The sequence below is a fragment of the Romboutsia sp. D33t1_170424_H2 genome (assembly GCF_015669105.1).
Taxonomy (GTDB): domain Bacteria; phylum Bacillota; class Clostridia; order Peptostreptococcales; family Peptostreptococcaceae; genus Romboutsia_C; species Romboutsia_C hominis.
In genome coordinates this window covers 99,958-114,680 of record NZ_JADOZQ010000003.1, presented here as the reverse complement: position 1 = coordinate 114,680, position 14,723 = coordinate 99,958, and the positions used below count along the sequence as shown (strand labels likewise).

Below are 14,723 nucleotides of genomic sequence, written 5' to 3'. Positions count from 1 at the left end.
GCTATGAAATATAATTTTGACAAAGTATTAAATCGTAAAGAAGGTAATTGTAGAAAATGGAGCAATAATGTAATTCAAGAAAAATTCGGATTAGGTGAATATGCAATTCCTATGGATTTAGCTGATATTGATTTTGAGTGTGCTCCAGCTATAAAAGAAGCTATTACAAAAAGAGCATCTGTGGGAGATTATAGTTATACCTTTATAGGAGATGACTTCTATGAAGCCGTGATAAATTGGAACAAAAGGAGATTTGATGTTCATATAGAAAAAGAGTGGATAAAATTAACTTTCGGAACAGTTTCAACTCTTCATTATATAGTTCAAGCGTATACTAAAGAAGGAGAAGGAGTATTAATAAATACACCTGCTTATGATCCTTTCGCAGAAGCTGTAGTTAATAATAGTAGAAAGTTATATTGTAGTCCATTAAAGCTAGAAAATAATAGATATTACCTTGACTTTGAGGATATGGAAAATCAAATGAAGTCTGGTAATATAAAGGTATTTATATTCTGCAGTCCACAGAATCCATCAGGCCGTATATGGACAAAAGAAGAACTATATCAAGTGTCAGAATTATGCTTGAAGTATAATGTACTTTTAGTAAGTGATGAAATTCATAGAGACGTAGTATTTAAAGGTCATACATTTATATCTTTATGGAATGCTCATCCAGAAATTTATAAAAATAGTATAATATGTGTATCTCCTAACAAAGGATTTAACTTAGGTGGGCTAAAAACATCTTATGTAGTAATAAGAGATGCTAAGGTTAGAGAAACTTTATTGGAAAGACTAAAAAGTAACTCAATAACTTCTCCAAATGTATTTGCTATTCCAGCCATTGTTGCAGCATACAAAGAAAGTGAAGAATGGTTAGATGAGATGAGAGATTATGTAGAAAGTAATTTCGAAATAGTTTATGACTTCTTTGAGAAATATATGCCAAAAGCAAAAGTTATGAAGTCTGACTCTTCTTTCTTAGCATGGATAGACGTAAGAGAAGTATTTAAGGATGAAGAAGAGTCTAAAGAATTCTTTAGAAGTGCAAATTTAACTATGGTAGTTGGAAGTTATTTTATAAAAGATGGAGAAGGATTTATTCGCCTTAATATAGGATGTCCTAAAGAAACATTAAATGAAGCTCTAAATAGAATAAAAGAAACTTATATAAGTATGTATTGTCAAAAAGCTTAAATCAATTTTAAGGCATAAAAGGTAAGTCCCATATATATTGAATTTTAATCGATATATATGGGATTTATTTTTATTTAGGAGCTATGATGACAAGTCAAATTTTATTTGAGGAAAATGGGAATTAATCTTATCGAATATTTAAATATGAAAAAGATAGCAGGGGCAAAACCACTGTCAATGGATATAGACAAATCAATAAATAGTATTTCTTTATATTTAAGATTTGAAAATTGTGGCTACCTTATAAGGGTATTTAAAAAGTTAGAGGGAATAACGCCAAAAGAATTTAGATATATATAACTAGTCTTATTGAAAAATAGGACTTTTTTTATGGGAAAAATAGCAAAGAACAAAAAATTACATTTTTTAAATAAAAATAGACTAAAATTTTACATAGAAAAACAAGATATTAAGATGTATTTGATAAGAAAAAAAGTTAAAATTATAACAAGGAAAACGAAAACATTAAATTGGGGTAGGATACAAAATTTAATCCCAAAATATTTTATGCTTTTTATAAATAAAAAATAATGTATACAAATTGGAGGAATATAAAATGGGCAGAATGTATGATTATTTAGTACCAAGTGTCAACTTTATGGGACCAGGATGTTTAAAAGTTATTGGCGAAAGGGCTAAAATGTTAGGCGGGAAAAAGGTTTTAATAGTTACAGATAAATTCTTAAGAAACCAAGAAAATGGAGCAGTTGAACAAACTATAAAATATTTAACAGAAGCAGGTCTTGAAGTTGTTATATACGATGGAACTGAACCAAATCCAAAAGATACAAATGTAGCTGATGGTTTAAAAGTTTTCAAAGATAAAAACTGTGATATGATAATTACAGTAGGTGGAGGTTCTTCTCATGACTGTGGTAAAGGTATAGGTATAGCTGCAACTCATGAAGGTGATTTATATGAATATGCAGGTATAGAAACTTTAACTAATGCACTACCACCAATATTAGCAGTAAACACAACAGCAGGAACTGGAAGTGAAGTTACTAGACACTGTGTTATAACTAATACAAAGACAAAAGTAAAATATGTTATAGTAAGTTGGAGAAACTTACCATTAGTATCTTTCAATGATCCAGAATTAATGGTTGGAAAACCAGCAGGACTTACTGCAGCTACAGGAATGGACGCTTTAACTCATGCAGTAGAAGCATATGTTTCTAAAGATGCTAACCCTGTAACAGATGCTTCTGCCATACAATCGATAAAATTAATATCTAATAACTTAAGACAAGCAGTTGCTATGGGTGAGAATTTAGAAGCTAGAACAAATATGGCTTATGCATCATTATTAGCTGGTATGGCATTTAATAATGCTAACTTAGGTTATGTTCATGCTATGGCTCACCAATTAGGTGGATTATATGATATGCCACATGGTGTTGCTAATGCAATGTTATTACCTCATGTTTGTAAGTATAATATAATATCTAACCCACAAAAATTTGCTGATATAGCTGAATTTATGGGAGAAAACATAGATGGTTTATCAGTTCATGAAGCAGCTGAAAAAGCGATAGATGCAATGTTTAGATTATCTAAAGATATAGGTATACCAACTTCACTAAAAGAAATGGGAATAAAAGAAGAAGATTTTGAATATATGGCTGAAATGGCCCTTAAAGATGGAAATGCATTTAGTAATCCTAGAAAAGGTAACAAACAAGATATAATAAATATATTTAAAGCAGCATATTAATAAAAACATCTCATAATATTTAAAATACCATATCAAAAAGGGAATGTTAATTAACAATATAAAAGTTGGGACAAGTATTTATTTACGATACTTGTTTCAACTTTTTTATTTTAAAAATTTCGTAAATACTTTATTAGAGATTTTCAAGCATGCTTACTATTATAAACCTATAAAACAAAATGAAATAAAAAGTACTGCACAATTAAACTAGAAAAAGAAAGTAATTTAATAAAATTAACAATATTAATAATGATTAATAAAAATGAATACTCAATACCTAAAAATATATTTAAAATATTAGAAACTTATATTTTGCTATAAAATATGTATTTTAGCTAAAACTTATTAAACTGTTCATATAATATTTAAAATTAATAAATTGAAAGAATCAACCAAAATGATATAATTATCTTTAAAATGGAGGTAAAAAATATTATGAAGAAAATTATTATAGTAGAAGATGAAGAAAAAATTAGAATGGAGCTAAAAAATTTCTTATTAAAATATAAATATGACGTTGTATGCTTAACAAAATTTGAAAATATTATAGAAGATATTTTAAAGTTGAATGGACATCTAATTTTATTAGATATAAATTTACCTATATATGATGGGTATTATATTTGTAGAGAAATAAGAAAAAAATCTGATATACCTATAATTGTAGTAACGAGTAAAGATACAGAAATGGATGAGCTTATGAGTATGAATTTAGGAGCAGATGATTTTATAACAAAGCCGTATAATACTCAAATTTTATTAGCACGAATAAATTCAATTTTAAAAAGAACATATAAAGAATCTAATACAAACATACTTTTATATAAAGAGTTGGCATTGGATTTATCTAAAGATATTGCTATATTTGAAAATCAAGAAGTAGACTTAACTAAAAATGAATTTAGAATACTAAATTGTTTAATGAAAAATAAGGGGAAGATAGTATCAAGAGGAGATTTAATGGATTATTTATGGGACTTAGATTTATTTATAGATGATAATACTCTAACTGTTAATATAAATAGGCTTAGAAAGAAATTAAGTGAAATTGGATGTAGTGGATATATAGAAACTAAAAGGGGGAGAGGCTATATAATGCCGTAACTATGAATATAAAATATTATTTAAAAGATAGAAGCTTAGGTATATTATTAAATTTTATATTTCTTGCTTTTGTAATTTTTATACTAAAAGCATCTCAAGTTGAAAGAGTAACAATAATTTTTACAACAATGCTTTGGATAGTTTTAAGTAGTATAGAAATTTTTTATGGATATTTTAAAAAGAAAAGTTACTACGATCAAGTAATAAATTCCTTAAATGAACTAGACAAAAAGTATTTACTACCAGTAGTTATAAAAAGACCATCTTTTTGCGAAGGAAAAATTTTATATGATGTACTTAGCATTACAGATAAATCTATGAATGAAGAAGTCAATAAATATAAATTTAATCAAGAAGAATACAGAGAATACCTTGATTTGTGGGTTCATGAAATAAAAACTCCAATAGCAGCTAGTAAGTTAGTTATAGAAAATAATAAAAATGAACATACATTAAGTATTTTAGAAGAAATAGAAAAAGTAGAAGGTTTTATAGAACAAGCTCTTTATTATTCAAAATCTAATGAAATAGAAATAGATTACATAATAAAAGAAACAGATTTAAGAAAGTGTATAAATAACACTATTAAAAGAAATAAAAACTTAATTAGGGAAAAGAAGATTTGTATAGATATACAAGATTTTAGAGAAATAGTTTATTGTGATGCAAAATGGATGGAGTTTATACTAAATCAAATTATAGTAAATTCTATAAAATACATAGGAGATAAAACTATAAATAAAAAGTTAGAAAAAGAACTTCCAAAGATATCTATATACACAAAGCTTAAAGACAATAGCCTAGAATTGTATATAAAAGACAATGGAATTGGAATTGATAAGAAGGATTTAAAAAAAGTTTTTAACAAAGGTTTTACAGGGATTAATGGAAGAAAACTAAAAAAATCAACAGGAATGGGACTTTATATATCAAAACGATTAGCAGAAAAGATGTATTTAGGATTAGATATATACTCTGTTGTTAATAAAGAAACTACTGTAAAAATAACTTTTCCAAAAAGTAATATGATTCAAATATAAAAAATTCGCTTTGCTCATGTTGCCAACGACCTTGAAAAACAGGTCCGTTACTCAAGTTTATATGTTGGAAATTATATTTATCCACAAATCAGGATTAAATATAATTTCCTAAGAAGTAAATAAACTTACATTTTCGTAAGATAGTCGTAAGGTTATCTTATTAATTAAATCCTCTAAAGACTATAAAATAAAGTTATAAATTAAAAAATATGGAGGAGATAAAATGAGTACAGTTCTTAAGGTTAAAAATATAGAAAAATATTATGGGAATAAGAAAAATCTAACAAAAGCTATTAATAATATTTCGTTTGAAGTTGATAAGGGTGAATTTATAGGGATTATGGGACCTAGTGGAAGTGGTAAAACTACACTTTTAAATTGTATAGCAACAATAGATAAGGTAACTACCGGAAACATACAAATTGAAGATAAAGATATAACAACTTTATCAAGAAAAAATATAGAAAAGTTTAGAAGAGAACATTTAGGATTTATATTTCAAGAGTTTAATTTACTAGATACTTTAACTGTATATGAGAATATATCCTTAGCATTATCTATACTAGGAGTAAAGGGATCAGAAATAGATAAAAGAGTAAAAAGTGTATCAAGTAGACTTGGAATATCAGAGATATTAAGTAAATTTCCATACGAAATATCAGGAGGACAAAAGCAAAGAGTAGCTTGTGCAAGAGCTATAATAAATGAGCCGTCTTTGATTCTTGCAGATGAACCAACAGGGTCTCTAGATTCAAAATCAGCAAGAGTTTTACTTGAAAATTTATCTGACCTAAATGAAAGTATGAATTCTACAATAATGATGGTAACTCATGATGCTTTTACAGCTAGTTATTGTAAAAGAATTTTATTTATAAAAGATGGAAAAATCTTTAATGAGTTAGTAAGAGGAAATGATGATAGAAAAGAATTTTTCAAAAGAATTATAGAAGTTGTTACTCTTTTAGGAGGTGACAATAACAATGTTATTTAAGCTTTCCAAAAGAAATGTTCAAAGAAGTATGAAAGATTATAGTATTTACTTTTTTACACTTGTTCTAGGAGTTTGTATATTTTATATATTCAACTCAGTAGAAGCTCAAACAGCTATGATGGATATGACAGAAAATCAAAAAAAGCTAATGGAAGTTACAACTATGATAATTTCAATAGTATCAGTTTTTGTGTCTTTCATATTAGGTTTTTTAATAATATATGCAAATAACTTTATAATTAAAAAAAGAAATAGAGAATTTGGTATATATATGACACTAGGTATTAGTAGAAGTAAAATTGCTTTTATGCTATTTTATGAAACTATAATAGTTGGGGTTATGTCTTTAGCAGTAGGACTATTTGTAGGTGTATTTTTATCTCAAGGACTAGCTTCAGTTACTGCAAAATTATTTTCACTGGATATGAAAAAATATCAATTTATATTTTCAAAGGAAGCTTGTATAAAAACAATAATATATTTTAGTATAATGTTTTTTATAACTATGATTCTAAATTTTGTAGTAGTTTCAAGATATAAACTTATAAATTTAATAAATAGTCAAAGAAAAAATGAAAAGTTAAAAGGCACAAATTTAATATTATCTGTAGCACTATTTATAATATCTATAGTTTGTTTAGGATTTGCATATAAATTAATTTTAGAAAATGCTCTTGTAGACATAACAGATAATAATTTTAAACTATCTATACTTTTAGGCGTTGTAGGAACAGTATTATTTTTTAGATCTTTGGCAGGATTTTTAATAAAATTAGTTCAAAATGATAAAAACTTATATCTAAAAAATCTTAACACTTTCACTTTAAGACAATTAAACAGTAAAATTAATACAAACTATATATCAATGAGTATTATATGTTTAATGTTATTTATATCAATTGGGATGTATTCTTCAGCAATAGGACTAAAAAATGCCATGGAAAAATCAGCAGAGTCTCAAACCCCATATGATGCAACTTTTATAGAAACGTACAATCCTCAAGAAAAAACAAACTATAACAATGAAAAATTAAGTGAAATACTTAAAAAGTTAGATTTAAATGTAAATGATTATTCAAAAGAATATTTAGATTATAATTTTTACAAATCTCCTATAAAGTTTATTAAAATGTTTGAAAATACTTCAGATGATTTTTTATCTAAGCAATTAAAAGTTACGATGGATCATAATATTCCTATTATAAAACTATCAGATTATAATAAGCTAAATAAAATGGCAGGTAAAAAAACAATAAATTTAAAAGATAAAGAAGTACTTTTTGTTACAAATTCATCTACTATGGAGAACCCAATAAAAGATTATATAAAAAATAATAAAAGTATAAAAATAGGAAATGATGAATTTAAAATAAATGAAAACTATCAAAATCAATCTTTAGAAAATGATTTAGCAAAAGATAATTTTATAACATTTGTAGTTGAAGATAAATACGCAGATAAATATGATATAAGTCAAAAGTGTTTAAGTTTTAATTATGTAGGAGATAAAAAAGATACAGAAAATAATCTAACTAAAAATCTTGAAAAAAGTAAAAATAAACAAATTCAATATCAAAAAGACAATGGTTCAATCTTAATATTTATAAGTAAACAAATGGTTTTAGAAATTAATATGTCTAATGCAGCTATGTTTTTATACATTGGTTTATATATAGGGATAATATTCTTAATATCTAGTGCAGCAGTACTTGCACTTAACCAATTATCAGGAGCAACAGAAAGTTTAGGAAGATATGAAATACTTAAAAAACTTGGAGTAAGCTCAAAAATGATAAACAAATCAATTTTTATACAAGTATTTATATATTTCTCACTTCCAATAGCCTTAGCCTTAGTTCATAGTTATTTTGGAATAAAGGTAGCAAATAACGTAATTAAAATATTTGGAGACTATGATACAGTAGGAACTAATGTGGTTGCAGTAGTGAGTATATGTGTAATTTATGCTATATACTTCTTTGGAACATGTAAAGGATATAGGAGAATTGTAAATAAGTAATTAAAGTATGTACTATTGAAAGAACATAGATAGTCAATATTGCATATGATTCTTAATGATTGTATCAACCATTGAATAAAAATAACTCATCCTATAATTGAAAGTTTAAGTTATCGGATGAGTTATTTTCTATATTTAAATTATAGCATATAAATAAATTTAATTATAGACTAGTTGGATAGACTGTATTTTTATATACTATTTTAAGTACAAATGATATACAGAAAATATAAACATCGGGGGTAAAATAATGAACTTATTTATGGCAAAGACAAATATTCATAAATTTGAAAAGGCAAAAGAGTTTATTGAAGAATTTAAAATAGGAGAGAATGACTTTATTTTTGCAAGTAAAGGTATATATGAACGAAATTTTAAAGAGTTAGACATAAAGGCAACGGTAGCTTATAAAGATACATATGGAAATGGTGAGCCTACAGATATAATGATGGATGCTCTATTAAAAGATTTTAATAAAGGTAACTACAAAAGAGTTATAGCCATTGGTGGTGGTTCAGTAATAGATATGGCTAAAATATTAGTTCTAAAAAATGGAAAGTGTACAGCAGATTTATTTGAGAAAAAGATAAAGTTAGAAAAAGTAAGAACATTGATAACAATTCCAACAACTTGTGGATCGGGGTCAGAGGTATCAAATGTTAGTATAACAGAAATAACTAAGTTAAACTCTAAACTTGGACTGGCAATTGATGAGTTATATCCAGATTATGCGGTACTTATTCCAGAGTTACTAGTAAATTTACCATATAAATTCTTTGCAACAAGTGCAATAGATGCGTTAATTCATTCTATAGAATCATTTCTTTCACCAAAGGCTAATGTTTATACAGAGATGTTTAGTAAGCAAGCTATGGAAATAATAATAAAAGGGTTTAAAAGAATTGTTAAAGAAGGGCAAGATGCAAGAGTTTCGATGCTAGATGATTTTCTTATTGCTAGTAATTTAGCTGGAATTGCTTTTGGTAATGCAGGAAATGGAGCAGTGCATGCTTTATCATCTCCTTTAAGTGGAACATATCATGTACCTCATGGTGAAGCTAATTATCAATTTTTCACATCTGTTTTTAAAGTCTATAATAAAAAAAATCCAAGTGGAAAGATAATGGATTTAAATATTATTTTAAGTGGATTACTAGAATGTGAAGTTTGTAATGTATATGATGAAATGGAAAAGTTACTAAGTAATATTATAGAAAAAAAATCTTTAAGAGAGTACGGTATGAAGGAATCTGACATATTACTATTTACTGAAAATGTTATAGCTAACCAACAAAGATTACTTAGTCAGAGTTATACTTCATTATCAAAAGAAAATATTAAATGTATTTATAATGAGTTATTCTAAATGTCTAATGTTAAATTTTACATTTATTTTATTTTTATATAAATATAAATAAGCTTTTATATTTAATAAAGTAAGATGTATTTTTTAATCTGAAAACATAGATGAATATATTTATATTAGATTAATAAAAAATAGGTGCGTTAAAGTAATTAAAAAATTAGTTAATGCACTTTTTTATAGTACAAAAATTATACAAAGTATATATGTACTAAGTATTACTTAAAAGTTAATGATAACATTAAAATAAAATACGTAGGTAGGGGGAAAGAAGTCAATATGATAAGAATGTTAGAGAATAAAGATATAGATAGAATAATGGAAATATGGTTAGAAAGTACTATAAAAGCTCACGATTTTATAGAAAAAAAATATTGGGAAGATAATTATAATACAGTAAAACATGATTATATACCTGTATCAGATGTCTTTGTTTATGAAGATGAAGAAAATATAAAAGGATTTATAGCAATTATAAATAATGAATTTATAGGTGCATTATTTGTTGATAATAATTACCAAGGTTGTGGAATTGGTAGAAAGTTAATTGAACATACAATTAATTTATACGATAACTTAACTTTATCTGTTTATAAAGATAATACAAAATCTGTTGAATTTTATAAAAAGATGAATTTTGAAGTTGTTAGTGAAAGTATTGATGAGGGCACTATGTGTATTGAATATACTATGAAAAATAAAAGTAAAATTCATAGATAAATTAGTTGGTTAGGTAAGTAATATAGCTACACTTGATAAATAGATACAGTTGTTAGATTTAGTCTGAAGATTTATATAGAAGAATAATTTAAAATTTAAAAAAATGAAATCGAAGTCATATAAAAAGTAGGGGAATTTAAATAGAAAATTAAATTTATAAATAAAAGGTATTATCAAAATCTTGATAATACCTTTTATTCACTACTTAAGTAGTGAAACACCTTTGTTATAGTATTCATCCATCATATCCTTAGGAACCATACTTCCTCCAGTTGCCCAAGCTATATGAGTTATATTTTCTATCTTATCTTCAAGATTATTAGCTTTTAAATATTTCTTACCTTCTTCAGAAGTAAGTACATTTATTATACCTGGGACACCAGCAAGAGCTGAAGGTTCTAAGAATATATTTTCACTATCAGCCATTTTAGTTAATAATCTGTACATATTTTCATCAGTAACAGAGTAGCATCCACTCATTAATTTTTCTAATGTTTTACCAACAAATCCAGAAGCTCTACCAACAGCTAATCCATCAGCAGCAGTTATATTGTCTATTCCAAAGTCTTGAACAGAAACTTTATCATGCTCACCAGTCATGCATCCTATCATCATACATGGAGAGTGTGTTGGCTCAGCAAAGAAGAAATGTACATTATCTTTGTATAAAAGCTTAAGTCCAAAGGCAACTCCACCAGGACCTCCACCAACACCACATGGTAAGTATACAAATAATGGATGATTATCATCTACTTTTACATTCATATCTTTTAATTGTTTATCTAATCTTTTAGCGGCAACAGAGTATCCTAAGAATAAGTTTTTAGAGTTTTCATCATCTACAAAGTAGCTATTAGCATCTGCTTCAGATTGTTTTCTTCCTTCTTCAACAGCTTTGCTGTAATCAGACTCATACTCTATAACTTCAACGCCTCTGCTTCTTAATAAATCTTTTTTCCATTGTCTAGCATCTGCAGACATATGAACTGTAACTTTAAAACCAAGTTTAGCACTCATTATACCTATACTTAAGCCTAAGTTTCCAGTAGATCCAACTACTACAGAATATTGAGAAAAGAACTTTCTAACTTCATCGCTATCTAATTTAGCATAGTTGTCTTCTAATGATATTATATTGTTTGCTAAAGCTAAATCTTCAGCATGTTTTAATACTTCATATATTCCACCTCTAGCTTTTATAGATCCTGATACTTTAAGGTGACTGTCACATTTTAATAATAGATTTCCAGCAAGTTCTTTACCACAGATTTCTTCTAGCTTAGCTTTCATGTTATCTATTTTAGCTATTGGAGATTCTATTATTCCATTTTCTGATTGAGTTTCAGGAAATACCTTTGCTATGTATGGAGCAAATCTATTTAATCTTGCTTCTGCATCTAGTACATCAGCTTTAGAAAGCGAAACATTTTCCATACCTTTATCAAAATTAGTATGAAGTGGATTTATCCATATTGATTCTTTTAAATCTATTATTTCTTGTAATAAAGGATATTCATCAATCCAAGTTGATATTTCTTTGTTTAAAACTTTTGTATTAGACATAATAATAACCACCTTTATATTTTTATTTTTAATTCTTAAAGATAAATATTTATATAAATTTACCTAAGATAAATGAAGTTTATATTAAAACTATTTGTTAATTCAAATAAGTATTAATTAATTTTATTTCAAATAATTAAATAATACTTAACTAATACTAACATTTTTTATGATTGACGTCAATTGAATTTAATTATTATTATAAAATTTAAATAAAATTTAATTAAATTGATAAGAATAAGTTATATTGATATAATATGTAATGATAATTTCAAATACACAAAAGAGGTAAATTAACATATGAATGAAGTAGATATATCAAGAAATATTACTGAATATAGAAAAAGTAAAAATTTAACCATAAAAGAATTAGCTAACTTAACAGGTGTAACACCTTCTTTACTTAGTCAAATAGAAAAGGGAACATCAAACCCGTCTATAAATACGCTAAAACAAATTTCTAAGGCTTTAGATATACCCCTATTTAATTTTTTTATAAATGATAATCCTACTGAAAATTTAGTAGTTAGAAAAGATAGTCGAAAAAAAATAATGTTTGCTGAGGATGATAGCTTTGCTTATGAATTATTGACTCCAAACTCGCGAGGAACCATAGAGTTTATGCTTATGAAGATACCTAAAAGAGAGTCATCTTCAAAAGAACTTTTTAGTCATAAGGGCGAAGAAGTGGCTTATGTTATGAAAGGCTGTGTAAGTTTACATTTGATGAATACAGTTATTGAGTTAAATTGTGGAGATAGTGTAAAAATACCACCATACTCAAATCATAAGTGGGAAAATAATTCTGATGAGGATTGTGAGGTTATATTTGCAGTAACACCGCCATCATTTTAAAAAATAAAAAATTTAAAATAAATTAGAAAAATAGAAGGATTTGTATAAAAAAGTACCTAAAGCTAAAATAGTTTTAGGTACTTTTTTTATATATTGCCATAATTATTCTGTTTAAATTTATTAAAAAGGTATATTAATTATAATAAGAAATAATTAAAATAGATAAAAATTAAAAATAAACATAGAGGGAAAGGTATGCTATGGAAGAAGCAAAACTTATAAAGATGATAAATAATAATCCATTTGTTATAAAAACTATAAACAATCCGACAGATGAGATTAAGTTATTAGCTATAAAGAAAAATGGGCTTGTATTAGAGTATATAGAAAATCCAACTATAGAGATGCAAGAATTAGCTATAGACAACAATGCTAGAGCAATTAAATATATAGATAAACCAACAGAAGATATGATGATAAAAGCTGTAAGTGATGGATGGACTATTTTAGAGTGCATTAAAAATCCAACTGATAAGGTAATTAAATTAGCTATAGATAAAGCTGGATGGGCTATTAAATATGTTGAAAATCCAAATGAGGAGCTACAATTATTAGCAGTAAGAAAAGATTATGATTCATTAAAATATATAAAAAATCCTTATGAAAGTGTTCAAGAAGAGGCTGTAAAAATAAATTATACTGCATTAAGATATATAGATTCACCTAGCTATAATGCACAGATTTTAGCTATTAAAAGCAATGAATCGGCTATTAGATTTATAAAAAACTTAGATAAAAATAAAATGTTAGAATTTTTAAAGGCAAACATTTTAACCATTAAATATATTTCAAATAAGATATCTAAAGAAGAATTAGAAGAAGTATTAAAAGAAATGCTATTAAAGGAAGATGTTGAAGAAAAATATGTTAGAGATTTTTTAAACTGTAAAACTATAGATAAAAATAATGATAATATATCCATGGATAAGATAATATTCATTCATAAATACGGAAGTAAAAAAGCTAAAAAAATAGCTGTAGATGAAAAACTTAAGATGATATAGGAGAAATAAAAAATGAATTTTATAGAGACATTAAAAAGCGTTGACTTAGTTTTAGCTACTGGGGAAGTACCTTTAGTAGTTGGCGAAAGTGGAATAGGAAAAACTGCATTAGCAAAAAAGCTTGCTAAAGAAAATGAGTGGAGTTTAATTGTTATTGATGGAAACTTACTTAAAGAAGGTGAAATAGGAGGCTTGCCAACTGTAGAATCTTATATAATGAGTGATTCTAATGGTCAGGAGATAGTAAAGAAAACAACAGTATATGCTGTTCATAACAAGTTAAGAGAAATTGATGAAGAAATATCTAAAGGAAGAAATGTTCTTTTATTTATAGATGAAATAAATCGTTGTGAGCATACGGTACAACAAGAGCTTATGAACTTAATATTAAATAGAGAAATAAATGGATATAAGTTACATGATGATGTAAAGATTTTAGCAGCAATGAATCCATCAAGTAAGTATGGTTCAGATTTTGATTATCAAGTTGTAGATATGGATGCAGCTCAAGAAAATAGATTTGTATGGTTAAATATGGAGTCTGATTATAATCAATGGCTAAAATGGGCAATAGATGAAGGGCTTGAACAAAAGGTTATAGAGTTTATTTCAACATTCCCAGAATATTTACACAAAACAAATGAAGGAGATGTATCTGCAACTCCAAGAAGTTATGAAAGAGTTTCTAAAAGTTATAAAGCATACAAGGATCAAAAGGACTCAATACCAAAAGCTGTATTTTTAAATGTTATAAAAGGAAATGTAGGTAAAGTTATCGCAGAGGAATTTATAAGTTTTGTTGAATCAGATTATAGCCCATTAATATCTTATGAAGATGTTTTTTGTGGAGATACTTTAAGTGAATCTGTTATAGAAAGAGTAAAAACTGAAAGTCATACAAGACTTTACTTAGCAGCAATGAATATTTTAAGAAACTTAGAATCAAATATTAAAAGTGAAAATTATGAATCAAGCTATTATATTAGTAGATTTATACAGTTTTTAAAAGTATATCCTATAGATTTAATGGTAGGAATTATGAAAGAGATTAAAAATAGCTATAAAAAAGTATACGAAAAAGCTATAGAAAATGAAGAATTCGTAGAAGCTTACTTTGAATCTTATAAATTAATAAGGGGATAGCCT

The 14,723-nt window shown here is 26.2% G+C and carries 14 protein-coding genes; 13 read left to right on the top strand and 1 reads right to left on the bottom strand.

The features are described from left to right. Positions 1–3: 3 nt before the first annotated feature. From I4U66_RS05250 to I4U66_RS05205, 10 genes are all read left to right on the top strand, one after another. Positions 4–1,200 carry a MalY/PatB family protein gene (locus I4U66_RS05250; protein ID WP_195928575.1) on the top strand — a complete coding sequence of 399 codons (1,197 nt, stop codon included), beginning with the start codon at positions 4–6 and terminating at the stop codon, positions 1,198–1,200. Between the two features lie 114 nt (positions 1,201–1,314). After that, positions 1,315–1,500: a helix-turn-helix domain-containing protein gene (locus I4U66_RS05245; RefSeq protein ID WP_092922759.1), complete on the top strand. Its 186-nt coding sequence runs from the start codon at positions 1,315–1,317 to the stop codon at positions 1,498–1,500. A 30-nt stretch (positions 1,501–1,530) separates the two neighbouring features. Then, entirely contained in the window at positions 1,531–1,731 is a 201-nt protein-coding gene (locus tag I4U66_RS05240; RefSeq protein WP_092922762.1) for a hypothetical protein, read from the top strand. Positions 1,732–1,756: 25 nt separating this feature from the next. Then, positions 1,757–2,917 carry an iron-containing alcohol dehydrogenase gene (locus tag I4U66_RS05235; protein ID WP_092922765.1) on the top strand — a complete coding sequence of 387 codons (1,161 nt, stop codon included), beginning with the start codon at positions 1,757–1,759 and terminating at the stop codon, positions 2,915–2,917. Between the two features lie 435 nt (positions 2,918–3,352). Further along, positions 3,353–4,021: a response regulator transcription factor gene (locus I4U66_RS05230; protein WP_195581512.1), complete on the top strand. Its 669-nt coding sequence runs from the start codon at positions 3,353–3,355 to the stop codon at positions 4,019–4,021. A 2-nt stretch (positions 4,022–4,023) separates the two neighbouring features. Further along, a complete protein-coding gene (locus tag I4U66_RS05225) occupies positions 4,024–5,061 on the top strand; it encodes a sensor histidine kinase (RefSeq protein WP_195581513.1) in 1,038 nt (345 codons plus the stop codon). 223 nt (positions 5,062–5,284) lie between these two features. Continuing rightward, positions 5,285–6,052 carry an ABC transporter ATP-binding protein gene (locus tag I4U66_RS05220; protein WP_092922774.1) on the top strand — a complete coding sequence of 256 codons (768 nt, stop codon included), beginning with the start codon at positions 5,285–5,287 and terminating at the stop codon, positions 6,050–6,052. Then, complete coding sequence (locus I4U66_RS05215; protein WP_195581514.1) at positions 6,042–8,072, top strand: ABC transporter permease; 2,031 nt, start codon at positions 6,042–6,044, stop codon at positions 8,070–8,072. Before I4U66_RS05220 ends, I4U66_RS05215 begins: the two co-directional genes overlap by 11 nt. 250 nt (positions 8,073–8,322) lie before the next feature. Further along, positions 8,323–9,438 (top strand): 4-hydroxybutyrate dehydrogenase, encoded by a 1,116-nt coding sequence (locus I4U66_RS05210; protein WP_092922780.1) that lies wholly within the window; start codon positions 8,323–8,325, stop codon positions 9,436–9,438. Positions 9,439–9,714: 276 nt separating this feature from the next. Then, complete coding sequence (locus I4U66_RS05205) at positions 9,715–10,155, top strand: N-acetyltransferase (RefSeq protein WP_092922783.1); 441 nt, start codon at positions 9,715–9,717, stop codon at positions 10,153–10,155. A gap of 201 nt (positions 10,156–10,356) precedes the next feature. Here the strand turns inward: I4U66_RS05205 and I4U66_RS05200 are convergent, their stop codons facing one another. Continuing rightward, on the bottom strand, positions 10,357–11,718 hold the full coding sequence (locus I4U66_RS05200) for a D-serine ammonia-lyase (RefSeq protein WP_195581515.1): 1,362 nt from the start codon (positions 11,716–11,718) through the stop codon (positions 10,357–10,359). Between the two features lie 300 nt (positions 11,719–12,018). On the opposite strand from I4U66_RS05200, the gene I4U66_RS05195 reads away from it, so the two are divergent. The 3 genes from I4U66_RS05195 (at position 12,019) to I4U66_RS05185 (ending at position 14,720) form a co-directional block, all read left to right on the top strand. After that, the gene (locus I4U66_RS05195; RefSeq protein WP_195581516.1) at positions 12,019–12,573 is read left to right on the top strand and encodes a helix-turn-helix domain-containing protein; all 555 of its coding nucleotides are present in this window, start codon (positions 12,019–12,021) and stop codon (positions 12,571–12,573) included. A 200-nt stretch (positions 12,574–12,773) separates the two neighbouring features. Continuing rightward, entirely contained in the window at positions 12,774–13,577 is an 804-nt protein-coding gene (locus I4U66_RS05190) for a hypothetical protein (protein WP_195928574.1), read from the top strand. A 12-nt stretch (positions 13,578–13,589) separates the two neighbouring features. Beyond that, positions 13,590–14,720, top strand: coding sequence for an ATP-binding protein (locus I4U66_RS05185; protein WP_195928573.1), 1,131 nt, complete (start codon positions 13,590–13,592; stop codon positions 14,718–14,720). Positions 14,721–14,723: the final 3 nt, after the last annotated feature.

Bases quoted from the DNA above. Each gene is read 5' to 3' on its own strand.
- I4U66_RS05240 (WP_092922762.1), top strand. From the start codon at position 1,531: ATGGGAAAAATAGCAAAGAACAAAAAATTACATTTTTTAAATAAAAAT.
- I4U66_RS05245 (WP_092922759.1), top strand. From the start codon at position 1,315: ATGGGAATTAATCTTATCGAATATTTAAATATGAAAAAGATAGCAGGG.
- I4U66_RS05195 (WP_195581516.1), top strand. From the start codon at position 12,019: ATGAATGAAGTAGATATATCAAGAAATATTACTGAATATAGAAAAAGT.
- I4U66_RS05200 (WP_195581515.1), bottom strand. From the start codon at position 11,718: ATGTCTAATACAAAAGTTTTAAACAAAGAAATATCAACTTGGATTGAT.
- I4U66_RS05230 (WP_195581512.1), top strand. From the start codon at position 3,353: ATGAAGAAAATTATTATAGTAGAAGATGAAGAAAAAATTAGAATGGAG.
- I4U66_RS05205 (WP_092922783.1), top strand. From the start codon at position 9,715: ATGATAAGAATGTTAGAGAATAAAGATATAGATAGAATAATGGAAATA.
- I4U66_RS05250 (WP_195928575.1), top strand. From the start codon at position 4: ATGAAATATAATTTTGACAAAGTATTAAATCGTAAAGAAGGTAATTGT.
- I4U66_RS05185 (WP_195928573.1), top strand. From the start codon at position 13,590: ATGAATTTTATAGAGACATTAAAAAGCGTTGACTTAGTTTTAGCTACT.
- I4U66_RS05190 (WP_195928574.1), top strand. From the start codon at position 12,774: ATGGAAGAAGCAAAACTTATAAAGATGATAAATAATAATCCATTTGTT.
- I4U66_RS05225 (WP_195581513.1), top strand. From the start codon at position 4,024: ATGAATATAAAATATTATTTAAAAGATAGAAGCTTAGGTATATTATTA.
- I4U66_RS05210 (WP_092922780.1), top strand. From the start codon at position 8,323: ATGAACTTATTTATGGCAAAGACAAATATTCATAAATTTGAAAAGGCA.
- I4U66_RS05220 (WP_092922774.1), top strand. From the start codon at position 5,285: ATGAGTACAGTTCTTAAGGTTAAAAATATAGAAAAATATTATGGGAAT.
- I4U66_RS05235 (WP_092922765.1), top strand. From the start codon at position 1,757: ATGGGCAGAATGTATGATTATTTAGTACCAAGTGTCAACTTTATGGGA.
- I4U66_RS05215 (WP_195581514.1), top strand. From the start codon at position 6,042: ATGTTATTTAAGCTTTCCAAAAGAAATGTTCAAAGAAGTATGAAAGAT.